Origin of the sequence: Amycolatopsis sp. AA4 (assembly GCF_002796545.1) — a bacterium.
In the GTDB taxonomy this organism is placed as follows: domain Bacteria; phylum Actinomycetota; class Actinomycetes; order Mycobacteriales; family Pseudonocardiaceae; genus Amycolatopsis.
The window spans coordinates 1,477,209-1,502,320 of sequence record NZ_CP024894.1; the positions used below are offsets into that span (position 1 = coordinate 1,477,209).

Below are 25,112 nucleotides of genomic sequence, written 5' to 3' on the forward strand. Positions count from 1 at the left end.
ACTCTATGCGGGGCGTTGCGCCTGCAGGGTGTAGCTCGCGGCGATGCGGCGCGGGTTGTCCCGCAGCCGCCATTCGCCGCCCCCGGCCTCTTCCATCTCGTGCGGCAACGCATTCCACGCCGCGGTGTCGTGTTCGGTCAGGCCGGTCAGGATCAGGTCCTGGTCGAGCAGCGCGGTGACGATCTCGCCGAGGGAATGGTTCCAGCTGTGCGTGGTCGTCTTGCGCACCGGTTCGTCCGTGTCGACGTACGTGGTGTCGTCGCTGAACACGAGCGGCTCGTCGTGCTCGAAGTAGTCGTACTTCGGCCACGCGCGTTCGGATTCGTCGTCGAGCGTCCACAGCATCGGATGGCCTTCGCGCATGAACAGCCGTCCGCCCGGCCGCAGCAGCCGCGCGACGACTTCCGCCCACGGCGCGATCTTCGGCAGCCAGCAGAGCGCGCCGATCCCGGTGTACACCAGGTCGAACGTGTTCTCCCCGAAGACTTCCACCGCGTCGTAGACGTTCGCCTCGTGGTAGTCGATGTCCGCGCCGGTGGCTTCGGCGAGCTTGCGCGCCTCGGCGAGCGACGCCGGGGAAAGGTCCAGACCAGAGACGCGCGCGCCGAGCCGGTGCAGCGACAGGGTGTCCGTGCCGATGTGGCATTGCAGGTGCACGGTGCGCAGGCCGGAAACGTCGCCGAGGCGCGGCTGGTCGAAGCGCACGATCTGGCTCAGGTGCGCCGGATCGGCCTTGAACTTGTCGAACTCGTAGTACGCCGAACGCGCGTGGATCGGCGCGCGGTCGTCCCAGTTGGCGCGGTTGATCTCGAACGAATCGGTCACGCCTTCTCCGCCTTGCTGCGCAGGACGCAAAACTCGTTGCCCTCCGGATCCTGCAGGACCGCCCAGCCGCTGCCGTCCTCGCGGCGATGGTCGGAATGCAGGGTCGCGCCCAGGCCGAGCAACCGCTCCACCTCCTCGTCGCGGGTGCCGTTGTCCGGCGTCAGGCAGAGGTGCAGCCGGTTCTTGCCGGCTTTGGGTTCGGGGACGGCGATGAACAGCAGGGTGACGCCGGAATCGAGCGTGATGCCGATTTCCGGGTCGCCCGGCTGGTCGTCCTCGCCGACCGGGCGGCCGGTCACCTCGGTCCAGAACTGGGCCAGTGCCCACGGGTCGGCGCAGTCGACGGTGATGTTGTCCACGTAAGCGGTCATCGGGCTCCTCGGGCCAGGGTGGCTGACGGTCCGGAGTCTGCCCGGTATGCCCGGTGCGGCGCGAGGGATTTCCTGTCGAGTCGCTGTCAGCCCGGGGTTCGGCTCGCGCGCCCGCGCGGACGTCGCGGAGGATGGCGGGGTGGAGAACTCGAATCCGGTCCGGCTGCTGGTCGTGGACGACGAACCGCACATCGCCGACCTGGTCGCGACCGTCGCCCGCTACGAGGGCTGGCAGGCCGTGACGGCCGGATGCGGCGCCGACGCTCTCGCGCGCGCCGCGGAGTTCGCTCCCGACATCGTCGTGCTCGACCTCATGCTGCCCGATTTCGACGGGTTCACCGTGCTCGACAAGCTGCGCGAGAAACACGACGCGGTCCCGGTGGTTTTCCTGACCGCGAAGGACGCGACCGCCGACCGCATCGCCGGCCTCACCCGCGGGGGTGACGATTACCTCGTCAAACCGTTCTCCGTCGAGGAGCTGATGGCGCGGCTGCGCGCGGTGCTGCGGCGGACGTCGGAGAAGCCGGACGCCCGCGCGGTTTCGCTGCAGGTGGGCGACCTCACTCTGGACGAGGAGACGCACGAGGTCCGCCGCGGCGGCCAGCTCGCCGAACTGACGCCGACCGAGTACGAGCTGCTGCGCTACCTCATGCGGCATTCGCCCGCGGTGCTCACGAAGGCGCAGATCCTCGACCACGTGTGGGAGTACGACTTCGGCGGACGGTCCAATGTGGTCGAACTCGCGATCTCGCGGCTGCGGCGCAAGCTCGACGCCGAAGCCGAACCGTTGATCCACACCGTGCGCGGCGTCGGGTATTCCGTGCGGCAGGCGGGCCGGTGAACCGGATCGGGCGCTGGGCTCGCCGGTGGTACCGGGCTTGGCGCGCTTCGCGGCTCGGCACGCGGCTGGCGTTCGGGCTGGGTGCCTTGTCGCTGGTGGTGTTCGCGATCGTCGGCGCGCTGACCGTCGAGCTGATGCACGACTACCTCAACCGGCGGCTCGACGAGCAGCTCAAGACCAGCCAGGTCGCGCAGGTGCCGCATCTGCGCGAATCGAAGGACAATCCGGAAGTCGTCTACTCCTGGTACTCCGCGGTCTTCGACGTGCGGGAAGGGCACGCCGTCCCGCAGCCGGGCAGCACGTTGCCGAACGACGTCCGGCCGTTGGCGCAGGTGGCCGAAGAAGCGACCAGCGGCGATCTGTTCCGCACGATCGCCTTGCCCGGGCAGGGTTCCTACCGCGTCCGGGCGTGTCCGGTGGAGACGTCGCAGAACGGGACCGGCACCGTGCTGCTGAGCGCCGCGCCGCAGGCCGATCTCGACAAGACGGTGCAGCAGCTGATGTTGATCGAAGTGATCGCGTTCCTCATCGCGTTGGCGATTCTCGTCGTCGCGGGCCGGGTCGTGCTGCGGCGCGGCTTGCGGCCGTTGTCGGACATGGCGGGCACTGCGCACGACATCGCTTCGCACGATCTCACTGCCACGGCGGCTTTGCCGGTGCGCGCGTCCGGCACTGGTGGCGGCGCGGAGGTCGAGGAGCTGCGGACGGCGTTCAACTTGATGTTGAGCCACATCGAATCTTCGCTGGCCGCGCGCACCGAGGCGAACGATCGGCTGCGCCGGTTCGTCGCCGATGCTTCGCATGAGCTGCGGACGCCGTTGACGTCGATCCGCGGCTATGCCGATCTTTTCCGTTACGCCGCCGCGAACGAGCCGGAGGAACGCGAGGCGCATCTGGAGAAAATCCGGGCCGAGACCGCGCGGATGAGCGTGCTCGTGGACGATCTGCTGCTGCTCGCCCGGCTGGACGCGCGCGACGTCGAACCGCCGGTGCGCCCGCAGCGAATGGACCTGACGGAGATCGCCGCGGCTGCCGCGGACGCGTTCCGGGCCGGTCGGCCGGGGCATCCGCTGACGGTGTCGATTCCGGAGGAACCGGTGCTGCTGCACGCGGATCCGGCGCGGCTGCGGCAAGTCCTGGACAACCTGCTGGCGAACGCGGCCGTGCACACCGCTGCGGGAACTCCGGTGGAGCTGGCGGTGACGGTGGCGGACGGAATGGCCGTCGCCGCCGTCACCGATGCCGGGCCGGGGATTTCCGCGGCGGATCAGCAGCGGATTTTCGACCGGTTTTATCGCGTGGACAACTCCCGCACCCGGGCCGCGGGCGGCACCGGATTGGGGTTGGCCGTGGTGCATTCGCTGGTGGTGGAGCACGGCGGGACGGTCTCGCTGGAGAGCCGCCCCGGGCGGACGGTGTTCACCGTGCGGTTGCCGCTGTCTTCGTGACGCGTGCGGTGATGTGTTCGGGCACGCTCCAGCCGGGCGGCAGGTCCGCGGAGGGTTCTGGCTCGCCGAATACCGTGTGCACCGGCAGCACTCCGGCCCAGGCGGCGTTCGCGGCGACGTCCTCGGGTTCGTCGTCCGGTCCCTCGGCGCGGAGTTTCACCGACGCTTCGGCGAGGTCGAGCGCGATGACCGAAACCGCGGCGAATTCCTTCTTGTTCACCGGCCGGGCGTGTTCCCACGAACCGGGGGAGAGGTGGTCGGTGAGCACGTGCAGGCCGCGCATCTTCTCGTCCGGGTCGGTCACCAGCCGGGCCTTGCCGAGGATCACCGCGCTGCGGTAGTTCACCGAGTGGTTGTTCACCGAGCGGCAGTAGACGATGCCGTCGAGCAGGGTGACGGTCACGCAGACGTCGGTTTCCCCGGTGGCGGCTCGCAGACTGGCCGCGCCCGTGGAACCATGCAGGTACAGGGTGTCGCCGTCGCGGCCGTATCCGGTGGGCAGCACCAGCGGGGCGCCGTCGCGGACCACGCCGAGGTGGCAGATCAGCGCCTCGTCGAGCACGGCGTGCAGCACGGCGCGCTCGCTGGCGGCGCGGTGGCGTTTGCGGCCGAGCGTGGTGCGTTCGGTGGGCGAAAGGCTGCTCATGCGCTCAGTGTGCGGCGGGCAAGTGGCTATGTTGAATGTCCACTTCTTCTACACTTGAGAAGTCCACTTCGCCGAAACGGAGGTCCGCCGTGTCCTACGCCGACACCGCCCTGCCGGTCAGTCTCGACCGCGAAGCGGCCACCCCGCTGGCCGTGCAGCTGGCCGACGCGCTGCGCGAAGCCGCGGCCGGCGGACATCTCCGCGGCGGCGACCGGCTGCCGTCCACGCGCGCGCTGGCGGAACGGCTCGGCGTCTCGCGCACGGTCACTTCCGCCGCGTACGAACAGCTCCACGCGGAGGGGTGGATCGCCGGACGGCATGGCTCCGGCACGTACGTGACGACCCCGCCGACCCGTGCCGCCGCGTCGGTCACGGTGCCGGGTTCGCTGCTCGCCGAAGCCGAATCGGGTCCGATGCTCGACCTCGCGCCCGGTACGCCGTGGGCGGGCGGCCTCGACCGCGCGGCTTGGCGACGGGCGTGGCGCGCGGCTGCCGACCCCGAACCGCTCACGCGCGCGCATCGCGCCGGATTGCCGGAATACCGCGCGGCGGTGTCGGAACACCTGCTGCGCCACCGCGGTCTGGCCGCGGGCTCGGTGCTCGCGACCGGCGGCACCACCGCGGCTGTCGTGGAGCTTGCCGCGGCGGTGTTGCGCCGAGGCGCGGTCGTCGCCTTCGAGGAACCGGGCTATCAGCGTGCGGTGCAAGCGTTCCGGCAGGCCGGGCTCACCGTCGTGGGGGTGCCGGTGGACGACGAGGGCCTGCGCCCGGACGCGATTCCCGCCGGGGCGCGCGCGGTTTACTGCTCGCCCGCGCACCAGTACCCGATGGGCAGCCGGATGAGCGCGGCCCGGCGCGTGCAGCTCGTGGAACGCGCTCGCGCGGAAGGCATGCTGGTCATCGAGGACGACTACGACGGCGAGCTGCGCTTCGACGTCGCCCCGCTGCCGATGCTGGCCGCACTCGCCCCGGACGTCGTCGTGCACCTCGGGACCACCAGCAAAATCCTCACCCCGACCCTCGGCGCGGGCTGGCTGGTCGCGCCCGCCGCGGTGGCCGATTCCATTCTGGCGTACCGGGATCTCACCGGGACGCGTCCGTCGCCGGCCGGCCAGCGGGTGCTGGTCGAACTGGCCCGGACCGGCGATCTGGGACGGCATCTGCGGAAGCTGCGCCGGGAAATGGCCGAACGCCGGACGGTGCTGGTGACCGCGCTGTCGAACGCCGGGATCCCGTTCGTCGGCGACGACGCCGGCGCGCATCTGGTGGTGCGGACCGAAAGCGCCGAGGCCGAGGCGGACTTGATCGCCGCGGCGGAACGGCATTCGATCCGGCTCGACGGGCTGGCCCGGCATTTCGCCGGGACTCCGACGGTGCACGGCATCGCGCTGGGGTACGCGGGCTGCTCGCGGGAGGCGTTGATGGCCGCGGTGCCGACGCTGGTCGATCTCCTGCGCTGAGTACGGGGGCCAGCCCTACCTCCGGTCCGCCGGTCAGCTTCATGGTGCGGGATCCGCTGCTCCGCGAGGCTTTTGCCGTTCGGTTCGGCGTGCGGAGGAGTACGGGATGACTTGGCGGATCCGGGTGGCAGCGATCGTGGCCGCGATGCTGGCGGTGTTCGCCGTGCCAGCTTCGGCACAACCGACCAGCCCGGCAGATCCGGCGGTGGCGCATTTGCGCGCAGAACTGGAGAGCGGGCCGCCGTCGTCCTACGCGGTGGTGTCCGCGGACGGCAAGGTGACGACCGGCGCGGTCGGCTCCGACGTGACGCCGCAGTCGCCGTTTCTGCTTGGCTCGCTGAGCAAATCGTTCACCGCCATGGCAGTCATGCAGCTCGTCGAGGCGGGCGAGGTCGGTCTGGACACGCCGATCACCGCGTATCTGCCGTGGTTCCGCACCGCCGGAGCGAACGACCCGATCACCGTGCGGCAGCTGCTGAACCAGACCAGCGGCCTGCCGACCGAAGCGGGCACCGTCGACCTCTACGAGCCGGAAACCACGCTGGAGCAGCGAGTCCGCGCACTCGCCGACGTCGTCCCGGTCTCCCGCCCGGGCACGGCTTTCCACTACTGCAACAAGAACTACGCGACGCTGGGCCTGATGATCGAGCAGGTCTCGGGCCAGAGCTACGCCGACTACCTCAAGGCGCACGTCCTCGCCCCGCTCGGCATGAACCGCACCTTCACCAACCTCGCCGACGCCCGGCGCGCAGGCCTGATCGAGGGCTCGGCGGTGCTGTTCGGCCTGAACGTGCCGAGGGAAACGCCCGATTTCCCCGGCGCCCGGCCCGACGGCTACCTGGTCTCGACCGCCGAGGACCTCAGCCACTACCTGACCTTCCAGATGACCGGCGCCTACCGCGGCGCCCGGCCGCTGTCCGCCGAAAGCCTGCGGCTGATGCACCGCGCGGCCGTCCCGACCGGCGACGACCACGCGATCGACGGCATCGACCACTACGGATTCGGCTGGGGCACCGGCACTCTCCACGGCCAGCCGGTCGTCCAGCACGACGGCGACCTGACCCGCTACCACGCCAACCTGGGCTACCTGCCGGACCAGCGGGTCGGCCTGGTCGTGCTGACCTCGCGCAACCCGGTACTGCTGGACAACGGCGCGCCGTTCCACCACACCCTCGCGATCCTCGCCGGCGCGCCGGCCCCGGAGATCGGCAACGGCTTCTGGCTGACCTACGGCGTCCTCGACGGCGCCGCCCTCCTCGTCCTCGCCGCGATGGTGTTGGCGACCCGCCGACAAATCCGTCGCGCACGGAAGCTGCCGGACCTGTTGCGCGACAAGGGTTTCCGTCGCGTGGCAGTGCGCCCGCTGGTCGGACATCTGCTCGCGGCGGCCGCGCTGTACGGGGCGGTGTTCGTCGGAGTCGGCACGCTCAGCTACGGCGGCTGGCTGCCGGTGGACGTGGCGTTCGAGACCCTGCCGGACTTCACCGTCCTCGTTTTGGCCGGAACGGCGTTCCTGGTCGTGCGCGGGGTGACGTGGTTCGCGCTCGCCTCTCGCCGACCAGCGGCTCGGCACTCCCGACCAGCGCAGACACCCCCGGCGCGCGCTGTCGGCGAGGCTCACCCGGTACGGTGACCGGCTATGAGCGCTGAAAAGATCCGGGTCGCGGTCGTGTTCGGGGGCCGCAGCAGCGAGCACACCATCTCGTGCCTGTCCGCGGGCAGCGTGATCTCGAACCTGGATCCGGACCGCTTCGAGGTGCTCCCGGTCGGCGTCACGCCGAGCGGCGGCTGGGTGCTCGGCACCGGCGATCCGCAGCAGCTCAGCATCCGCGGCCGCGAGCTGCCGTCGGTCGAGTCCGGCCGCGCGCTCGTGCTCGCCGGCGACCCGACCAGTCGCGAGCTGCGGACGGTCGACCCGGGCCAGGCCACCGAGGTGCTCGGCACCGTCGATGTCGTCTTCCCGGTGCTGCACGGCGCCTTCGGCGAGGACGGCACCATCCAGGGCCTGCTCGAACTCGCCGACCTCCCGTACGTCGGCCCCGGCGTGTTCGCCAGCGCGGCGGCGATGGACAAGGAATACGCGAAGAAGCTGCTCGCCGCGGAGGGGCTGCCGGTCGGCACCTACGCCGCGCTGCGCCGCGGACAGTCCACTTTGGCCGAAGCGGACCGCGAACGCCTTGGCCTGCCGGTGTTCGTGAAGCCCTCGCGCGCCGGTTCGTCGGTCGGCATCTCCCGCGTCGCCGACTGGGCCGACCTGGACGCCGCGATCGAGCTGGCCCGGCGCACCGACCCGAAGGTGCTCGTCGAGGCCGCGGTGCGCGGGCGCGAGGTCGAATGCGGCGTGCTGGAATTCCCGGACGGCCGCGTCGAGGCGTCGCTCCCGGCGGAGATCCGGGTGCTCGCCGAGGGCGAGGACGCCTGGTACGACTTCGAAACCAAGTACCTCGGCGAGGACGCCGAACTGGACATCCCGGCCAAACTGGACGACGCGCTCACCGACCGGCTGCGCGCGATGGCCGTCGAGGCGTTCCGCGCGCTCGACTGCCAGGGCCTGGCCCGCGTCGACTTCTTTGTGACCGAGGAGGGCGACCTGGTGATCAACGAGGTCAACACGATGCCCGGGTTCACCACGAAGTCCGCCTACCCGAAGATGTGGGAGGTGACCGGGGTGGACTACCCGACGCTGCTGTCGACCCTGATCGACACCGCGCTCGCCCGGGGCACCGGCCTGCGCTGACGAGCGCGCCGGGTCCGGCGCGGCGACTTACCATGGCTCCCGCACCTCCCCAGCCCGGCAAGGAAGACAGCGCGTGCAGATCGCATCCCGGCTCGACCGGCTCCCGGTCACCCGGCGGCACCGGTACTTCGTGGCAGTGGTCGGCATCGCCACCTTCTTCGACCTCTACGACCTGTTCCTCGCCGCGACCATCAGCACCGTCCTGACCAAGGAATTCGGCGTCACCCCGACGACGCTGAAGTACGTCCTGGCGTCGGCGTTCGTCGGTGCCTTCGTGGGCGCGGTGTTCCTCGGCAGGCTGGCCGACCGGCTCGGCCGGCGCCGCGCGTTCCTGCTCACGCTGGGCCTGTACTCGGTGTTCACGCTGCTCGGCGCGTTCAGCACCGACGTGTGGATGCTGGTGATCTGCCGGTTCATCGCCGGGATCGGCATCGGCGCCGAACTGCCGGTCGCCGACGCTTACCTCGCCGACCTGCTGCCCGCCCGCGCCCGCGGCCGCGCGACGGCTTGGGCTTACACCATCGGCTTCTGCGGCGTCCCCGCCGCCGGATTCCTGGCCCGCGCGCTCGTCGGCCACGCGCCGCTCGGCGTCGACGGCTGGCGCTGGCTGTTCGTGATCGGCGCGCTGGGTGCGGCGGTCGTCTGGGCGCTGCGGTTCACGCTGCCGGAATCGCCGCGTTGGCTTGCCGCACAAGGAAGAACCGGCGAAGCGGACGAGATCGTGCGCAAGCTCGAAGCGAGCGCGCCCCAGCCGTTGCCCGAACCGGAGCCGGAACCGCCCGCGCCCGAACCGGTGCGCGCGTCGGCGCTGCTGCGCCCGCCGTGGTTCCGGCGCACGGCGATGCTGTACGTCTTTCAGCTGCTGCAGTCGTTCGGCTACTACGGTTTCGGCTCGCTGGTGCCGATTGTGCTGGCGGCCAAGGGTTTCGGCCTCGTCACCTCGCTGACCTTCAGCGCGCTCACCTTCCTCGGCTATCCGATCGGCTCGGCGCTGTCCATCCCGATCATCGAACGGCTGGAACGGAAATGGCTGATCGTCGCGAGCGCGGCGGCGATGGCGGTGTTCGGGCTGGCCTTCGGCTACGCCACGTCCGGCGTGCTGATCGCGGTGTTCGGCTTCTGCTACACCGCCGTCAGCAACGTTTTCTCCAACGCCTTCCACACCTACCAGGGCGAGCTGTTCCCGACGTCGCTGCGCGGCACCGCGGCCGGTTCGGCCTACGCGCTGTCCCGGCTGGCCACCGCCGCGATGCCGTTCGTGCTGCTGCCGATCCTGCATTCGGCCGGCGCGACGACGATGTTCGCCGTGGTCGCGGGCGCGATGGTGCTGCTGATGATCGACGTGGCCGTGCTCGGCCCGCGCACCACCGGCGAATCGCTGGAAACGATCGCGGCTAGAACGTCAGAGGCTTGACCGGCAGCTTCGCCGCGATCGCGTCCGAAATGGTCTGCAACGGACCCGTGCCCGCGCTCGCCGGGACGGTCAGCGCGACGTAAACCGGCCGGTCGACCGCGTACCAGGTGGCCGAACCGCCCTGCTCGATCTGCAGCCACTGCACCTTGTTGACCACGCGCAGCTGTGCGGTCTGGGTGAGCTCCGGCGGGCGTTCGAGTCCGCAGCGCAGCACGACCGGGTCCGGTTCGCCCCACGCGACGGTGGCCTTCGGCGCGGGCTCGGCGAGCGTGCGCGGCGACAGTTCCTTGCCGTTCGACGTGAGCGTGGCCGGGACCCCGGCGATCAGCTTCGCGCAGTCCGGCGACCCGGCCTGCGGCGCGGGAACGGAGACGAGCGCGAGCGGCTGGTTCGGCTCGGGCTGCCCGGAGGAGCTTTTCGTCAGCGCGACGACCGCGACCGCGACCGCCAGCGCGGCCACGAGCAACGACGCGGCGACGAGGACGACCTTCGGAGGAGCCCCGGTGTCGGTGTCTGCCACCGGCTCAGTGGACCACGGCTCAGAGATGGACGACCGGGCAGGTCAGCGTGCGCGTGATCCCTTCCACGTTCTGCACGCGGGCGACGACGAGCTGGCCGAGCTGGTCCACCGTGTCCGCGGCGGCGCGCACGATCACGTCGTACGGGCCGGTGACGTCCTCGGAGCTGGTCACGCCCGGGACCCCGGCGATCTCCGCAGCCACCGCGGCGGCCTTGCCGACCTCGGTCTGGATGAGGATGTATGCGTGGACCACGGCGTGCCCTTTCGTCGGTGGCGATCGAGTCGGGGTAGGAACGGTGTAGGCAACGTAGCGCCAGCCCTGGAAAAAACCTAGGGGATCCGACTGTCGGTGGCCGATCCGACACAGGCGAGGGAAACAGGAGGTGACCGGTGTCACCGGACGAGCACTCGGTGGCCGCCGCAGGCGAGTTCGGCCTGATCCGGCGGGTCACCGAAGGACGCGCGCAGCCGCCGTCGACACTGCTGGGACCGGGCGACGACGCGGCGGTGCTCGCCGCGCCGGACGGCCGCGTGGTCGTGACGACCGACGTGCTGGTCCACGGCGTGCACTTCCGGCTCGACTGGTCGAGCCCGGAGCAGGTCGGGCGCAAGGCGGTCGCGGTGAATCTGTCCGACGTCGCGGCGATGGGAGCGAAGCCGACCTCGGTGGTCGTCGGGATCGCGTGTCCGGCGGACACCCCGGCGCAGGTCGTGACCGAGATCATGGACGGCATGTGGGCCGAGGCGGGCGCGGTCGGCATCGGAGTGTCCGGCGGGGACCTCGTGAGCGCGGAGCAGCTCGTGATCAGCGTCACCGCATTGGGCGACCTCGAAGACCGCGAACCGGTGACCCGGTCCGGCGCGCGCCCCGGCGACGTGCTCGCGGTGTGCGGACGGCTCGGCTGGGCCGCGGCCGGGCTCGCGGTGCTGCGCCGCGGCTTCCGGTCGCCGGTCGGCGTGGTGAACGCGCAGCGCTGCCCGGAACCGCCGTACGCGGCCGGTCCGCAGGCCGCGCTCGCCGGGGCGACGGCGATGATGGACGTCTCCGACGGGCTCCTCGCCGACCTCGCGCACCTGGCCGCGGCCTCCGAGGTCGGGCTCGACGTGCAGACCGCGCTGCTCGAGGTGTCCACGCGGCTCAAGGAGGTCGGCAGCGCGCTCGGCGCGGACCCGCTGCAGTGGGTGCTGACCGGCGGCGAGGACCACGCGCTGGTCGCGACCTTCCCGCCGTTCGACGACCTGCCCGACGGCTGGCGCAAGATCGGCGTGGTCACCATGCCCGGCTCCGGGGTCACCGTGGACGGACGGGAGTACGACCAGCAGGGCGGCTGGGAGCACTGGCAGCAGTGACCCTTCATTAGGCTGGCGGCGTGGACATCCGTGCCGTCGCCTTCGACCACCCCGACGCCGCCAAGCTGATGGCCGAGGTGCAACTGGAGTACGTGCGCCGCTACGGCTCCGAGGACGAGACCCCGATGGACCCCGCGGAGTTCGCGCCGCCGCGGGGCCTGTTCTTGGTCGGGTACCTGGACGACGTGCCGGTGGCGTCCGGCGCGTGGCGCGCGCACGACGGTCCCGAGCCGACGTTCCGGCCCGGCGACGTCGAACTGAAGCGGATGTACGTGGTCGAATCCGCGCGGGGCCGCGGGTTCGCCCGCGCGATGCTCGCCGAACTGGAACGCACCGCGGTCGCCGCCGGACGGCGCCGGGTCGTGCTGGAGACGGGCACCGAACAGCCGGAGGCGATCGCCCTCTACCGTTCGTCGGGCTACGTCGAGGTCCCGGCTTTCGGTTATTACGGCGATCTGCCCGAAAGCCGGTATTACGGCAAGGATCTCGCGCCCGACTACTGACCCGGAGGCGGCATTGGCCATCTACGCGCTCGGCGACCTGGTCCCGACCATCCACCCGGACGCCTACGTCCATCCCGACGCCACCGTGATCGGCGACGTCCGGATCGGAGCGCGCGCCTCGGTCTGGCCGCAGACCGTGCTGCGCGGCGACCACGGGTACATCGAGATCGGCGAACGTTCGAACGTGCAGGACGGCTGCGTCGTCCACTGCACCGCGCGCCATCCGACGATCCTGGGCCCGTCGTCGGCGGTCGGGCATTCGGTGCACATCGAGGGCGCGAAGATCGGCACCGGCTGCCTCATCGCGTCCGGTTCGGTGGTGCTGAACGGAAGCGTGATCGAGGACGGCGGCATGGTCGGCGCGGGCGCGGTGCTGTCGTACGAATCGACGGTCGGCACCGGCGAGATCGCACTGGGAGTTCCGGCGAAAACGCGGCCGAACAAATCGTTTTCGGAGGACCAGATCGCCGCGGTGGTGGATTCCTATGTCCGGCGCGGCGCCCGGTTCCGGGCCGAGTTGCGCAGGCTGGACCCGCCACAGTGACGCCGCGCACGTGGCGCTAGGCTCGCGGGCCGTGACTGGACGACCGCTGGACGAAATCGTCGAAGCCGGCTGGGCGAAAGCCCTTGAACCAGTGGCCGCGCAGGTCGCCGCGATGGGGGAGTTCCTCCGCGCCGAGATCGCCGCGGGCCGCACCTATCTTCCCGCGGGCGAGCACGTGCTGCGCGCGTTCAAGCAGCCGTTCGACGACGTCCGCGTGCTGATCGTCGGCCAGGACCCGTACCCGACTCCCGGGCACGCGGTCGGCCTGAGCTTCTCGGTGGCCCCGGACGTGCGGCCGATCCCGAAGAGCCTGATCAACATCTACCAGGAGTACTGCGAGGACCTGGGCCATCCGACCCCGTCCAACGGCGACCTGACCCCGTGGGCGGAGCAGGGCGTGCTGCTGCTGAACAGGTCGCTCACCGTGCAGCCGTACAAGTCCAACTCGCACCAGGGCAAGGGCTGGGAGCAGGTCACCGAGCAGGCGATCAAGGCGCTCGCCGCGCGCGGCGGACCGCTGGTGGCGATCCTGTGGGGCCGCAACGCGCGGAACCTGCGGCCGATGCTGGGCGACGTGCCGTGCATCGAATCGGCGCACCCGAGCCCGCTGTCGGCGCGCAACGGCTTCTTCGGGTCGCGTCCGTTCAGCCGGGCGAACCAGCTTCTGGTCCAGCAGGGCGCGGAACCGCTCGACTGGAAACTTCCCTGACGCGGCGTGTCCAGTTCCGGCGTCCGGCTCCGACCACCAGGGTAAGCAACGACTGAACCCCTGGAGGAAAGCCATGACCGCCACCGTCACGTCCGCCGACGGCACCCCGATCGCCTTCGACACCTACGGCTCGGGTTCGCCGGTGCTGCTCGTCGGCGGCGCGGTGAACGACCGGACGACCGTCGCCGGGCTCGCCGCCGTGCTGGCCGACGCCGGCTTCACCGCGATCGCCTACGACCGGCGAGGCCGCGGCGACAGCGGCGACGCGCAGGTCTACGCCGTCGAGCGCGAGATCGACGACCTCGAGGTGCTGATCGAGGCCGTCGGCGGCTCGGCCGCGGTGTTCGGCCACTCGTCCGGCGCGATCCTGGCCCTCGAAGCGGCGGCGCGCGGCCTGCCGATCACGAAGGTCGCGGTGTACGAACCGCCGTTCGTCGGCGACGACCGGCCGCGTCCCGCCGAAGACCTGGTGGACCGGGTGAGCGCCCGGCTGGCCGACGGCGACCGGGACGGCGCGGTCGAGCTGTTCCTGGTCGAGGGCACCGGCACCCCGGCGGAGATCGTGGACTCGATGAAGGCCGCCCCCGTGTGGGGCTGGTTCGTCGGCTTGGCGCACACGCTGCCGTACGACCTGACCGTCTGCGGCCGCGGCAACCACCTGCCGACGGACCGGCTGGCCGCGATCACCGTCCCGGTGCTGTCCCTGTCGGGCGGCGCGGGGGAGGCGTGGATGACGACGTCCGCGAAGGCCGTCGCGGACGCGGTCGCGCACGGGCGGTGGGAGGAGATCCCGGGGCAGGACCACGGGGTGCTGAACGCGCCGGAGACCCTGCGAGAGGTGCTGGCGAACTTCCTGCGGTGACGAAAAAGGGGCGAATGCAACCCGCGCTCGCCCCGGAGCTTCAAGTACGTGAGGGGAACCCTGAGGGACTCAGAGTCCCTGTGAACTGCGCCCCGGAAGTTGGACTGGGAATCCAGTTCCAGCTGTCCGGGGAGTGGTTCGTTGCATCCACGCAGTTCGTTGTCTGAGTGGCAGCGGGCGTCCGCTGTTGCGTTGTTCGAGGACGGGTATGGCGCGAAGGCCGTGGCGTCCCGGTTGGGGGTGTCGGCGGGTGCCGTGCGACGCTTGCGTGATCGTTGGAGGCTGCGGAGCGCGGGAGCGCTGATGGACAAGCCAGGCAGGCGGTCGTTCGCGTTCGAGTTCAAGCTGGAGGTCGTGCGCCGGTATGTCGGCGGCGAGGCGACCGCGGCCGAGCTGGCGCGCGAGCACGGGCTGTCCTCGCCCAAACTCGTGGAGAACTGGGCGCGGGCGTATCGGCGCGAGGGAGAGGACGCGTTGCGGCCCAAGCCGAAAGGCCGTCCGCCCGGTGTCGCGGACTCGCCGGGTCCCGGCGAGCTGGAGCGGTTGCGGGCGGAGAACCTGCGGCTGTCGGCGGAGAACGCCTACCTAAAAAAATTGCGGGCCTTGAGGGAGCAGGGGCGAGGGTGAAAACCCAGGCCGTCGCCGCCCTCAAGGCCGACTATCCGCTGCCGGTGCTGCTGGCGGTCGCGGGCCTGGCCCGGTCGACGTTCTTCTACCACCAGGCCCGGCCCGACCGGCCCGACCCGCACGCCGGGCTCAAGGCCGCGATCGCCGAGGCGTTCGAGGCCGCCCGCGGCCGCTACGGGCACCGGCGGATCCACACGGTCCTGGCCCGCGCCGGCTGGCGGGTGGCGAAGAAAACCGTGCTCGCGCTGATGAACGCCCTCGGCCTGGTCTGCCAGGTCCGGCGGCCGCGCCGGCGCCGGTCCTGGCCCGGCCGGCCCGGCACGGCCGCCGAGAACCTGCTCAACCGCGAGTTCGGCGCCGAGGCCCCGGACACCAAATGGGTCACCGACGTGACCGAGTTCCGCATCGGCGACCGCAAGGTCTACCTCTCGCCCGTGATCGACCTGTTCGACCGGTCCGTGATCGCCTACGCCTGCGGGCCGTCCCCGACGCTGGAGCTGACGAACTCCTCGCTGCGCGCCGCGATCGCGACCCTGCCCGCCGGAGCCCGCCCGCTGGTGCACTCCGACCAGGGCTTCCAGTACCGGCACGCCTCCTGGCGCTCCCTGCTCGCCGACGCCGGCCTGACCCAGTCGATGTCCCGGCGAGCCACCTGCCTGGACAACGCCGTCGCCGAGAACTTCTTCGGCCACCTCAAAGAAGAACTCTTCCACCACACCAAGTTCGACACCGTCGACACGTTCATCACGGCACTGCACGACTACATCGACTGGTACAACACCACCCGCATCTCCACCACGCTCCAAGGCCTGAGCCCGGCCGAATACCGGGCCCAGACCCTCGCCGCCTAACCTCTACATAACCAGTCCAACTTCCGGGGCCCAGTTCACTGAGGGTTCCCCTCACGTACCGCCCTCCGCAAGCCTCAAACCGAAGGCGACCCACGCGGGGGTCCAGGGGGCTTGCCCCCTGGCGGGGGCCCGGGGGTTCGACCCCCGGAAGACACCCGGAAAACGAAAATGGCGAGCGCTCTCCGCGAGCACTCGCCACCCTTCGTTTTCCGTCGCTACCCGCGGACGACCTTGCCAGCCTTGATGCACGAGGTGCAGGCGTTGAGCCGCTTGCGCTGGGACACGCCGACCTTCGCGTGCACAACCTGGATGTTCGGGTTCCACCGGCGGTTGGTACGCCGGTGGGAGTGCGAGACCGACTTGCCGAAGCCGGGTCCCTTGCCACAGACGTCGCACACGGCAGCCACGTCGAACTCCTCTGGATATGGGACAAAGAATGCGCGCCCGAACGTGCCGGGCAACTCGACCATAGTAACGAGTGGTCTCGGGGGCCTTGCCGCGGGGTCGTTACCCTCGCGGGGACCGGCTAGGAGGTTACGGGGTGCGGGTGCTGGACGCGGCGGCGGTGTCGGGCTGGGCGGCGGCTTCTGTGCGCAGCTTGGACAGGCTGCGCACGGCCATCGACGGCATCAACGTCTACCCGGTCGCGGACTCCGACACCGGCTCCAACCTGCTGTACACGATGACTGGCGCGCACGAGGCCCTCGCCGCGGCGGAACCGGACGGCGCGGCCGAGGCGCTGGCGGTACTGGCGCGCGGGGCGGTGGCGCACGCGCGGGGCAACTCGGGCGTGATCCTTTCCCAGGTCATGCGGGGGATGGCCGATTGGGCGGCCACCGGCGGGGACCTCGACGGAGCCGGTCTCGCCGCCGCGCTCGGGCAGGCGGACCAGGCCGCCACGGGCGCGGTCAGCAGGCCGGTCGCCGGGACGATGCTGACCGTCCTGCACGCCGTGGCCGCCGCCGTCCGAGGTTCGACGCGGACGTTGCCCGAGGTCGCGCGCGAGGTCGTCACCGTGGCCGCGGCGGCCTTGGAGGAGACGCCCAAGCAGCTGCCCGCGCTGGCCAAGGCCGGGGTTGTGGACGCCGGGGGCCGCGGTCTGGTCGCGGTGCTCGACGCGCTGGCCGGAGTGATCACCGGCGAACCGGTGGATCCCGGGCACGACCTGAAGGCGGTCGCTTCGCTGCCGGAGCAGGCGCCGTACGCGTGGGAGGTCATGTACTTGCTGGACGAGGTCGACGAGGCCCGGCTGCCCGCGTTGCGGAAGGAACTGAGCGGCTTCGGCGACAGCGTGACCGTGGCCGGAGACGGTTCTGGCAGCCACGCGGTGCACGTCCATTGCGCGGACATCGGCGCGGCCATCGAAGCCGGGCTGCAGCTGGGCAGGCCGCGGAAGATCCGGGTCGAACCGCTGCTCACGCCGACGCCGATCGAACCGGGTGGCGGCCTCGACCGGTCCGTGGTCGCGGTGGTGCGCGGCGGCGGCCTCGCCGAACTGCTGCGGGCCGAGGGCGTCGCGGTGCTGGCGGTGCCGGACGGCGAGCTTCCCAGCGTCGAGGACATGATCGGACTGTTCAACGAGGCGGCCGGACAGCATCTGAGCGTGCTGCCGGGCGGCCCCGATCTCACCGCGGCCGCCGACGCCGCGGCCGGGCATCCGATGGCGGGCGAGCGCGACGTCGTGGTGATCCCGTGCGCGTCGCCGGTGCAGGTGCTGGCCGCGCTCGCGGTGCACGACGGGGAGCGCCGGGTCAACGACGACGTCGTCGCGATGGCCGAGGCGGCGGGCGCGACGAGGCGTGGCGAGCTGCGGATCGCGCACGAGGAGTCGCTAACCTGGGTGGGCCGGGCCCAGTCCGGCGACGTGATCGGCCTGGTCGACGACGAGGTGGTGCTCATCGAGCCCGCTCCGGCGTCGGCGACGAATCTCGTCGCCGCGGCGGTCAGCGTGCTGAACCGGATGCTGGCGCTCGGCGGCGAGCTGGTCACCGTCCTGAGCGGGGCGGACGCTCCGCCGAGGGTGGCCGCCGAACTCGCCGAACAACTGCGGCTGGAGCACCCCGAGGTGGAGTTGACGAGTTACGCGGGCGGGCAAAGCGACGCTGTGCTGCTGATGGGGGTCGAATAATCATGGCCGGGCTTCGCGACAAGCTCCCGCTGCTGCTGGGCGCGAAAACGGCGAAGGCGCTGTCGACCGCGCTCGACATCGAGACGGTTTCCGATCTGCTGCGCCACTATCCGCGCCGCTACGCCGAGCGCGGCGAACTGACCGACATCGCCGGGCTGGAGCTGGGCGAGCACGCGACCGTGCTGGCGCGGATCGAGAAGATCAGCAAGCGCCGGATGAAATCCCGCAACGGCACCATCCTCGACATGGTGATCACCGACGGCAAGCGACGGCTCGCGTGCGCGTTCTTCAACCAGGCGTGGCGAGAGAAGGAGCTGGCCCCCGGCAAAACCGGGCTGTTCGCGGGCAAGGTCACCGCGTTCCGGGACACGCTGCAGCTGGCCAATCCGGAGTACGAACTCCTCGACGCCGAACGCGAGGCCGAGGCGGTCGACAACTTCCTCGCCGAGATCATCCCGGTTTACCCGGCGGCGCAAGGCATGCCGACGTGGTCGATCGCCAAATGCGTGCGGCAGGTGCTGGACGTGCTGGAGGTCGGCGAGGACCCGATGCCGGAGGACCTGCGCAAGCGGCACGGGTTGCCCGGCCTCGAGCGCGCGCTGCGCGGCATCCACCGTCCGGAGGACTGGGCGCACCTGGAGTCGTCGCGGCACCGGCTCAAGTGGGACGAAGCGATGGCCGTGCAGCTGATTTTCGCGCAGCGCAGGCATTCCGCGGTGTCGCGTCCGGCGAAGGCGAGCCCGCACGTCGACGGCGGCCTGCTCGACGCGTTCGACAAGCGGCTGCCGTTCGACCTCACCGCGGGCCAGCGCGCGATCGGCGACGAGATCGCGGCCGACCTGTCGACCGAGCATCCGATGAACCGGCTGCTGCAGGGCGAGGTCGGGTCCGGCAAGACGGTGGTCGCGCTGCGGGCGATGCTGCAGGTCGTCGATTCCGGGCGGCAGGCGGCGATGCTCGCGCCCACCGAGGTGCTGGCCGCGCAGCACGCGCGTTCGTTGCGCGAAATGCTCGGCGACCTCGGGAGGGCGGGCGAACTGGGCGCGGCCGAGAACGCCACCCGGATCACGCTGCTCACCGGGTCGATGGGCGCGAAGGAACGCAAGAAAGCGTTGCTGGAGACGGTAAGCGGCGAGGCGGGCATCGTCGTCGGCACGCATGCGCTGATCCAGGACACCGTGCAGTTCGCCGATCTCGGGCTCGTGGTCGTGGACGAGCAGCACCGGTTCGGCGTCGAGCAACGGGACGCGCTGCGCTCGCGCGGGGCCGATTCGACGAGCCCGCACGTGCTGGTCATGACGGCGACGCCGATCCCGCGCACGGTCGCCATGACGGTCTACGGCGACCTGGAAATCTCGGCGCTGCGCGAAATGCCGGTCGGCCGCTCGCCGATCAAGACGACGGTCGTGCCGGTCGCGGAGAAACCGGCGTGGTTCGACCGGGTGTGGCAGCGGGTCAGCGAGGAAGTCGGCAAGGGGCACCAGGCGTACGTCGTGTGCCCGCGGATCGGCGACGAACCGCCGTCGGACAAGAGCGACAAACGCCCGCCGCTCGCGGTGCTGGACGTCGCGCCGGACCTCGCCAACGGCGCGTTGAAGGGCTTGAAGATCGCCGCCCTGCACGGCCGGATGCCGACCGACGAGAAGGACGCCGTCATGCAGGCGTTCGGCGCGGGGAAGGTCGAGGTCCTGGTCGCGACGACGGTGGTCGAGGTCGGCGTGAACGTCCCCAACGCGACGGCGATGGTCATCCTCGACGCCGACCGCTTCGGCGTGAGCCAGCTGCACCAGCTGCGCGGCCGCGTCGGACGGGGGAGTGTGCCCGGATTGTGCTTGCTGGTCACGGAAACCCTGGACGGCACGTCCACCCGCGAACGGCTGGCCGCGGTCGAGTCCACGACGGACGGGTTCGAACTGTCCCGATTGGACTTGGAACTGCGCCGGGAGGGCGACATTCTCGGCGCGGCTCAGTCGGGCAAGCGGTCCGGGCTGAAGCTGTTGTCGCTGCTGCGGGACGAGGACCTGATCACCGAGGCGCGGGCGCAGGCCCAGGAACTCGTGACGGGCGATCCGGAGCTGGTGTCGCTGCCGGGTCTGGCGCAGATGGTGGCCGACGTGGTCGATCTCGAGCGGGCGGAGTACCTGGAGAAGAGCTGACGGGCTTCCGCTGGTGAGGCGTGGCCCGGGAGTCCGGGCCACGCCTTTTTGCTGGTTTTCTCGGCGGGTCAGGCGTCGTAGAGGTCGTCGTCGGAGTCGTAGCCGCGATTCCGGCGGCTGCTGCCGCCTCCGTAGCTGCCGCCATAACTGCTGCCGCCATAGCTGCCGGACCCGCCGCCGTAACTGCCGCCTGAGGACCGGCTCGGTTTCGGCGGCACCAGATCCCAGTCGTGCTCCGGATTGCCCACGTAGCCGGACTGGTTCTTGTCCCAGTAGACCCGGTTGGAGTTCGACGGGTCCGGGGCCTTGAACCTGGGCTCCTGGGATCCGCTCGCGGCGGAGGCTTTCGCCGGTTCGAGGTGCTTGAAGATCCGGACGTCGGAGTTGTGCGCGAAGTTCTGCGCGGGAGTCTGGTGAATGCCGGTCTGGTTGAAGTGGGTTCCGGCCGACGGGTTGTGGCCCATCACGACATTGCTGTGGCCGCGGACGATGCCGGTGGGATTGCCCAGGTAGTCGTACGTCTGGTAGCGCCGCTTCGGGTCCATGTACCACTTCGTGTCCTCGCCGCGCCTGCGGAACGGCGGCGGCGGCGAAACGGCGTGCTGCTCGAACAGCGGCCGCATCTTGGAGTGCCGGTGCGAGAGGTTCTTGTAGCCGTAGTGCTCGCGCCTGCGCGCGCCGGCCGCGATGGTCGGCGGCCCCTCCTGGTAGACCCGGCCGCCGGGGGAGCGCACCCGCCGCTCCCCGTTCGGGCCCGGGCTGGGGGAGCGCAGGCGGCTCCGGCCGCGCTGTGAACCGCCGCCGGGGCCCTGCCCGCCGCCGAGGCCGCGGGACGTGTTGCAGGACCCGCCGACGAGACCGAGCGGGTCGACCGAGACGTGCGGGTTGCTGACGTAGGCGTGCGGGTCCAGTCCGCCGCCGAGCCCGAGCGGGTCCGGGCTGAGGTACCGGGCGAGCACCGGGTCGTAGTACCGGTGGAAGTTGTAGTGCAGCCCGGTTTCCTCGTCGAAATACTGGCCCTGGAACCGGAGCGGGATCCCGGTTCCGCCGGATTCGGCGACCACGACGCCGAACAAGCTGCTGCGGGCCTGCCAGGCGATCTCGCCGCGGTCGTCGAGCAGTTCGGTCGGCGTGCCGGACGGTTCGGCCACGATGGCGAAGAACTGTTCGTCGACGCGTTGCTGGTCCGCGGAAGCGGTGCGCCGGCGCTGCAGCAGCGGCACGAAGCTGTCCGGTTCGTAGTCCCACACCGTGGTTTCGGCGCCTGCCGGACCGGAAGTCGTCGCCTCGGCCAGGGTTTCGCCGTCCCACGCGAAGTCGACGCGTTCGAGCAGCGTCGTCCCGTCGGCGGCGAAATGCTCCTTGCGGATCCGGCGGCCGAGCGGGTCGTAGGTGTAGCGCCACCGCGTGCCGTCCGGGACCTCGACCGCGACGAGCCGGTTGAGCGGACCCCAGGTGTAGGTCCAGGTCCGCCCGTCCTCGTGCCGCCGGGTGCGCATCCGGCCGGCCTGGTCGTAGGTGTAGCGGACGCCGCCGGCCTCGGTGATCACCGAAGCGGGTCCGGCCCGCCTGCCGCGCCTGTCCTCTTCCTCGGGCGCGGGCCAGTCGGCGTCGACGAGCCGTCCGGTCGGGTCGTAGGCGTACTGCTCGTTCCAGCCCCGGGCGCGCACCGAGATCACCCGGCCGCGGACGTCCATCGCGAGCCAGCGCGACCCGGCCGTCCCGTCGTCGATCCGGTCGGGGAGGCCGTCGGGCCGGTAGTGGTACTGCCGGTCCTGGCCGAATTCGCCGTTCGCGGACCGGACCGCCTGCCGGGCGAGCCGTCCCGCCGGGGTCCAGGAGCGGAGAATCGCCGCGTCCTGCCCGAACACGCGGACGGTTTCGCGGCCCGCCGGGTCGTACTCGAACCGGGTGGTCCGCCCCGCGGCGCGCACCGCGGCCGGGACGCTGGCTTCGCGGTATTCCCAGACGCTTTCCGCCCCGGACGGCGTTTGCCGCCGGATCTGGTTGCCGGAGGAGTCGAATTCGGAGCGGACGGTGCGCCCGTTGACCGTTTCCCGGACGATCCGGCTCGCCGCGTCCCGGGTGTACTCGATGCGGGTCGTCCCGTCGTCGAGAGCGATGAGTTCGCCGAGGACGTCGTACTCGAAGCGGGTGCGCAGAGTCCCGGACGGTCCTTCGACGATCTCTTCAACGAGGTTGCCCCGCACGTCGCGGCGCAGGGTGATGACCTCGCCTTCGGCGTTGCGGATTTCGGTCAGCTCGCCGGCGGCGTTGTAGCGGTAGGACGAGGACGCGCCGCCGAAATCGGTCTCGCGGGAGAGGTTGCCGGCCAGGTCGTACTCGTAGCGCCAGACCTGGCCCTGTTCGTTGGTCACCGCGGTGAGCCGCAGTTCGGTGTCGTAGGTGTACTCGAGCCGGGTGCCGTCCGGCCGGATCTCGGCCGAGACCAGGTCGAAGTGGGTCATCTCGCGCTGGGTGATCGCCGAGGCGGCGTCGGAGTGCAGGCGGTTGTTGCCTTCGCCGTCGTAGCGCCATTCCTCGGTCGATCCGTCCGGCAGGCGATGCCAGGAGAGCGCGCCGTCAATGGTGTAGCCGAATTCCTCGGTCGCACCGTTCGGATCGACGATCGCGGAGAGCCTGCCGAAGCAGTCGTAGGCGTAGGCGGTCGTCGCGCCGCGGGCGTCGGTGACGGTGATCGGATTGCCCGCGTCGTCGGACACCACGGTCAGCGTCGAGCCGTTCGGATCGGTCACCGACGCGATGTGTCCCCACTCGTCGTAGGTGTAGCTGGTGGTCCCGCCGCCCGGTTCGACGACGCGGGTCACGTTGCCGCGTTCGTCGTATTCCCACCGGGTTTCGACGCCTGGCGCCTCGACCATGCGGACCGCCTGGCCGAAATCGTCGCGCTCGATGGTCAATTCCGTGCCGTCCGGCCGCCGGAGGGCGACCAGGTTGTTCATCTCGTCGTAGCGGTAGGCCCGCCGCCTGCCCAGTTCGTCGGTTTCGCCGACCAGCCGGTCGAGCGCGTCCCATTCGTAGGAACGCGCCGCGCCGGTCGGGTCGACTTCGCGCACGACCCGGCCGGTTTCGTTCAGGCGGTAGGCACTGCGGCGGCCCAGCGAGTCGACGACGTGGGTGATCCGCGCGGCCAGGTCGTATTCCATGGTGACGGTGAGGCAGTCGCCGGAGCCTTCGGTGCGCACGACCCGGCCCTCGCGGTCGTAGTGGAAGCGGTACCACTCGCCGTTGCGGTCCGTCCATTCGACAATCCGGCCCGAGCTGTCGTAGGCGTAGCGGAACGGGAGCCCGGATTCGTTGACGATCTCGGTCAGATTGCCGTCGGTGTAGCCGTAGCGGACCAGCGGCACCTCGACCCCGTCGCCGGTCACCGTGGACAGCCCGGTCACGAGCCCGCCTTCGGTGGCGATCTGGATCAGGTAGCCGCCGCTGTGCCGCATCGCGATCGGCGTGCCGTGCCGGTCGCGCTGGAAGTGGATGTACTCCTTGCCGCGGCCGCTGATCGACCGGATCGGCCGCACCGGACCGTTGCCTCGTTCGAAGGTCAGGACCCGTTCGCCTTCGCGGTCTTCGAGGACGAACCCGCCGCCGGGCTCCTCGGCGAGATACCGCGCGGGCCCGTGCTCGGCAGCCACCCACTGGTCGCCGCGCGGCCGAGGGAACACCTGCACGATCCCGTCCGCGCCGGCGAACCACACCTGGTCGTCGTGCACCTCGACCCGTTCGTCCAAAGTGGACACCCATGCCGGGCCGAGCCAGCCGCCCGCACGGAACGACGAGAAATGCGTGCGCTCGAAGACCATCGGCAGCGCGCTGAGAAAGGTCGCGTCGGTCTCGGCCATCACCATCTGGCCGCTCGCGACGTCGACCGGGTCGCCGGTGGTGCAGATGTTGTCGAGACCGCGCGAGTTTTCGCCCTGTTTGTCCAGCGACCGGGAGCTGCCGCCGCCGTTCCCGCCCCTGTTCGGACTGCCGGAGACCGACGTGGGGCCGTCCGGCCCTCCGCTTTCGTGATCGCCGCCCGGGTGGGTACTGCCGGAATCGCCGTGGTGCCCGCCGCCGCCCCCGGCGCTGGAGGTGTGCGTGCCCTCGTCCCCGCCGGGGTGAGAACGGTTGCTGTTCGCGGGCTTGACGTTGATGTCCTTGGGCGGGTGCGCCGGGGCTGTCTTGCCGCCCTTGAGGCCCTTCAAGGCTTTTCCGGCGTCGCCGAACAGCGTCCCGGCCTTCTTCAGCAGCGGGATCAACGCCTTGAGCGCCTTCACCAGCTTCGTCGTGACCTGCGAGATCTTCGACGCCGTCTTCGCCACCGCGGAAATCACCTGCGGCACGACCCAGGCCATCCCGATCCCGAGCGTGAACACCACCTGCAACGCCCACGAGATCAAATGCCCGATGAGGTCGGCGATCGTGTCCCGCACCAACGACCGCACCGCCGCGACGATCTCCCCCGCGGTCTTCACCCCGCTCGCCGCGCCCTCGCTGCCCTTCTGCGCACTCGCGATCAGCGCAGAGGTGTCCTCGGCCTTCTTGCGGTAGGTATCGGCCGCCTCGCCCTGCCAGTCCTGCAGGTCCTTCTTGACCAGCTCCGTCAGCTCCGCCGAAACGCCCTCAAGCTCCTTCGCGACGTTCGTCCACGTCTCCGCCTGGGCCTTGATCTCGTCCGCATTGCCGGTCAGCGCGTCGAGAGCCTCCTTCAACGGCCCGACATGCTCCATCAACCACCCGACCCCCGCCGCGAAAATCGCGCCGAACGGATCCATCACCGCGGTCAGCACGTCCAGCGCGGTCCCCACCGCCCCGATCGCGACCGCCGCCCAGTTCTTGCTCTCGATCGCGTCCTTCAGGCCCGTCGCGTCCTCCAGCAACGGAACCCCGGCCATCGCCGACGTCTCCTTGACCGGCGCGATCAACGGGTTGGTCATCTATTGTCCCATTTCCTGGTGCGCACGGGCATGACGGACAAGCGGGGCCTGCCCCCCCGCCGATCCCGGGAGGCTATCGGCTGGACGGGCGAGGAACCGCCGCCTCCGGCTCGGTGATGTCCCGAACTCCCGGAACCCTTGCCCGAACACACTCTCCCCGCCGACTGTCCTTTGTGG

The 25,112-nt window shown here is 70.7% G+C and carries 22 protein-coding genes and 1 pseudogene; 16 read left to right on the forward strand and 7 right to left on the reverse strand.

Features of this window, described 5'->3' with window-relative positions:
- Positions 1–3 precede the first annotated feature (3 nt).
- Together CU254_RS07070 and CU254_RS07075 are read right to left on the reverse strand one after the other, a co-directional pair.
- Complete coding sequence (locus tag CU254_RS07070; protein WP_009074103.1) at positions 4–825, reverse strand: bifunctional 2-polyprenyl-6-hydroxyphenol methylase/3-demethylubiquinol 3-O-methyltransferase UbiG; 822 nt, start codon at positions 823–825, stop codon at positions 4–6.
- Entirely contained in the window at positions 822–1,196 is a 375-nt protein-coding gene (locus CU254_RS07075; RefSeq protein WP_037712831.1) for a VOC family protein, read from the reverse strand. Before CU254_RS07075 ends, CU254_RS07070 begins: the two co-directional genes overlap by 4 nt.
- Positions 1,197–1,335: 139 nt before the next feature.
- Between CU254_RS07075 and CU254_RS07080 the strand changes: the two genes are divergently transcribed.
- Both CU254_RS07080 and CU254_RS07085 read left to right on the forward strand, forming a co-directional pair.
- Entirely contained in the window at positions 1,336–2,037 is a 702-nt protein-coding gene (locus CU254_RS07080) for a response regulator transcription factor (protein WP_037712837.1), read from the forward strand.
- Positions 2,034–3,485: a cell wall metabolism sensor histidine kinase WalK gene (locus tag CU254_RS07085; protein ID WP_009074108.1), complete on the forward strand. Its 1,452-nt coding sequence runs from the start codon at positions 2,034–2,036 to the stop codon at positions 3,483–3,485. Before CU254_RS07080 ends, CU254_RS07085 begins: the two co-directional genes overlap by 4 nt.
- Here the strand turns inward: CU254_RS07085 and CU254_RS07090 are convergent.
- Positions 3,457–4,131, reverse strand: coding sequence for a pyridoxamine 5'-phosphate oxidase family protein (locus tag CU254_RS07090; protein WP_009074110.1), 675 nt, complete (start codon positions 4,129–4,131; stop codon positions 3,457–3,459). The genes CU254_RS07085 and CU254_RS07090 overlap by 29 nt on opposite strands.
- Positions 4,132–4,220: 89 nt before the next feature.
- Here CU254_RS07090 and CU254_RS07095 point away from each other — a divergent pair, with 89 nt between their 5' ends.
- The 4 genes from CU254_RS07095 to CU254_RS07110 all read left to right on the forward strand — a co-directional run bounded on the left by CU254_RS07095 (position 4,221) and on the right by CU254_RS07110 (position 9,742).
- A complete protein-coding gene (locus tag CU254_RS07095; RefSeq protein ID WP_009074111.1) occupies positions 4,221–5,591 on the forward strand; it encodes a PLP-dependent aminotransferase family protein in 1,371 nt (456 codons plus the stop codon).
- Positions 5,592–5,697: 106 nt separating this feature from the next.
- Positions 5,698–7,224 (forward strand): serine hydrolase, encoded by a 1,527-nt coding sequence (locus CU254_RS07100; protein WP_009074112.1) that lies wholly within the window; start codon positions 5,698–5,700, stop codon positions 7,222–7,224.
- Between the two features lie 6 nt (positions 7,225–7,230).
- Positions 7,231–8,328, forward strand: coding sequence for a D-alanine--D-alanine ligase family protein (locus CU254_RS07105; RefSeq protein ID WP_009074113.1), 1,098 nt, complete (start codon positions 7,231–7,233; stop codon positions 8,326–8,328).
- Positions 8,329–8,401: 73 nt separating this feature from the next.
- On the forward strand, positions 8,402–9,742 hold the full coding sequence (locus CU254_RS07110) for an MFS transporter (protein ID WP_009074114.1): 1,341 nt from the start codon (positions 8,402–8,404) through the stop codon (positions 9,740–9,742).
- Here the strand turns inward: CU254_RS07110 and CU254_RS07115 are convergent.
- Together CU254_RS07115 and CU254_RS07120 are read right to left on the reverse strand one after the other, a co-directional pair.
- The gene (locus CU254_RS07115; RefSeq protein WP_009074115.1) at positions 9,723–10,262 is read right to left on the reverse strand and encodes a DUF3515 domain-containing protein; all 540 of its coding nucleotides are present in this window, start codon (positions 10,260–10,262) and stop codon (positions 9,723–9,725) included. The two genes, CU254_RS07110 and CU254_RS07115, sit on opposite strands and share 20 nt — an antisense overlap.
- A 19-nt stretch (positions 10,263–10,281) precedes the next feature.
- Positions 10,282–10,515, reverse strand: coding sequence for an Lrp/AsnC ligand binding domain-containing protein (locus tag CU254_RS07120; protein WP_009074118.1), 234 nt, complete (start codon positions 10,513–10,515; stop codon positions 10,282–10,284).
- A gap of 137 nt (positions 10,516–10,652) precedes the next feature.
- On the opposite strand from CU254_RS07120, the gene CU254_RS07125 reads away from it, so the two are divergent.
- From CU254_RS07125 to CU254_RS07150, 8 genes and pseudogenes are all read left to right on the forward strand, one after another.
- Complete coding sequence (locus tag CU254_RS07125; RefSeq protein WP_009074120.1) at positions 10,653–11,612, forward strand: thiamine-phosphate kinase; 960 nt, start codon at positions 10,653–10,655, stop codon at positions 11,610–11,612.
- 20 nt (positions 11,613–11,632) lie between these two features.
- Positions 11,633–12,115, forward strand: a complete 483-nt coding sequence (locus tag CU254_RS07130) for a GNAT family N-acetyltransferase (RefSeq protein ID WP_009074122.1) — start codon at positions 11,633–11,635, stop codon at positions 12,113–12,115.
- A gap of 13 nt (positions 12,116–12,128) precedes the next feature.
- Positions 12,129–12,659: a gamma carbonic anhydrase family protein gene (locus tag CU254_RS07135; protein ID WP_009074124.1), complete on the forward strand. Its 531-nt coding sequence runs from the start codon at positions 12,129–12,131 to the stop codon at positions 12,657–12,659.
- 31 nt (positions 12,660–12,690) lie between these two features.
- Positions 12,691–13,368: a uracil-DNA glycosylase gene (locus tag CU254_RS07140; protein ID WP_009074126.1), complete on the forward strand. Its 678-nt coding sequence runs from the start codon at positions 12,691–12,693 to the stop codon at positions 13,366–13,368.
- 73 nt (positions 13,369–13,441) lie between these two features.
- Positions 13,442–14,230 (forward strand): alpha/beta fold hydrolase, encoded by a 789-nt coding sequence (locus CU254_RS07145; protein WP_009074128.1) that lies wholly within the window; start codon positions 13,442–13,444, stop codon positions 14,228–14,230.
- A 192-nt stretch (positions 14,231–14,422) separates the two neighbouring features.
- Positions 14,423–14,494: pseudogene (locus CU254_RS44885) on the forward strand (hypothetical protein); the annotation flags it as partial.
- A gap of 39 nt (positions 14,495–14,533) precedes the next feature.
- A complete protein-coding gene (locus CU254_RS43955) occupies positions 14,534–14,857 on the forward strand; it encodes a helix-turn-helix domain-containing protein (RefSeq protein WP_234392755.1) in 324 nt (107 codons plus the stop codon).
- Complete coding sequence (locus tag CU254_RS07150; RefSeq protein WP_009077419.1) at positions 14,854–15,708, forward strand: IS3 family transposase; 855 nt, start codon at positions 14,854–14,856, stop codon at positions 15,706–15,708. Before CU254_RS43955 ends, CU254_RS07150 begins: the two co-directional genes overlap by 4 nt.
- A gap of 215 nt (positions 15,709–15,923) precedes the next feature.
- On the opposite strand, the gene rpmB is transcribed toward CU254_RS07150, so the two are convergent.
- On the reverse strand, positions 15,924–16,115 hold the full coding sequence (gene rpmB, locus CU254_RS07155) for a 50S ribosomal protein L28 (RefSeq protein ID WP_009074135.1): 192 nt from the start codon (positions 16,113–16,115) through the stop codon (positions 15,924–15,926).
- A 134-nt stretch (positions 16,116–16,249) separates the two neighbouring features.
- Here rpmB and CU254_RS07160 point away from each other — a divergent pair, with 134 nt between their 5' ends.
- Together CU254_RS07160 and recG are read left to right on the forward strand one after the other, a co-directional pair.
- Complete coding sequence (locus CU254_RS07160; protein WP_037712841.1) at positions 16,250–17,836, forward strand: DAK2 domain-containing protein; 1,587 nt, start codon at positions 16,250–16,252, stop codon at positions 17,834–17,836.
- Positions 17,837–17,838: 2 nt separating this feature from the next.
- Positions 17,839–19,992, forward strand: a complete 2,154-nt coding sequence (recG, locus tag CU254_RS07165) for an ATP-dependent DNA helicase RecG (protein WP_009074139.1) — start codon at positions 17,839–17,841, stop codon at positions 19,990–19,992.
- Between the two features lie 68 nt (positions 19,993–20,060).
- Here recG and CU254_RS07170 read toward each other — a convergent pair whose 3' ends face one another.
- Complete coding sequence (locus CU254_RS07170) at positions 20,061–24,935, reverse strand: RHS repeat-associated core domain-containing protein (RefSeq protein WP_009074141.1); 4,875 nt, start codon at positions 24,933–24,935, stop codon at positions 20,061–20,063.
- Positions 24,936–25,112 lie beyond the last annotated feature (177 nt).

Excerpts from the sequence above, each read along its gene's own strand:
- CU254_RS07075 (WP_037712831.1), bottom strand. The coding sequence starts at position 1,196 with ATGACCGCTTACGTGGACAACATCACCGTCGACTGCGCCGACCCGTGG.
- CU254_RS07090 (WP_009074110.1), bottom strand. The coding sequence starts at position 4,131 with ATGAGCAGCCTTTCGCCCACCGAACGCACCACGCTCGGCCGCAAACGC.
- CU254_RS07100 (WP_009074112.1), top strand. The coding sequence starts at position 5,698 with ATGACTTGGCGGATCCGGGTGGCAGCGATCGTGGCCGCGATGCTGGCG.
- CU254_RS07105 (WP_009074113.1), top strand. The coding sequence starts at position 7,231 with ATGAGCGCTGAAAAGATCCGGGTCGCGGTCGTGTTCGGGGGCCGCAGC.
- CU254_RS07145 (WP_009074128.1), top strand. The coding sequence starts at position 13,442 with ATGACCGCCACCGTCACGTCCGCCGACGGCACCCCGATCGCCTTCGAC.
- CU254_RS43955 (WP_234392755.1), top strand. The coding sequence starts at position 14,534 with ATGGACAAGCCAGGCAGGCGGTCGTTCGCGTTCGAGTTCAAGCTGGAG.
- recG (WP_009074139.1), top strand. The coding sequence starts at position 17,839 with ATGGCCGGGCTTCGCGACAAGCTCCCGCTGCTGCTGGGCGCGAAAACG.
- CU254_RS07170 (WP_009074141.1), bottom strand. The coding sequence starts at position 24,935 with ATGACCAACCCGTTGATCGCGCCGGTCAAGGAGACGTCGGCGATGGCC.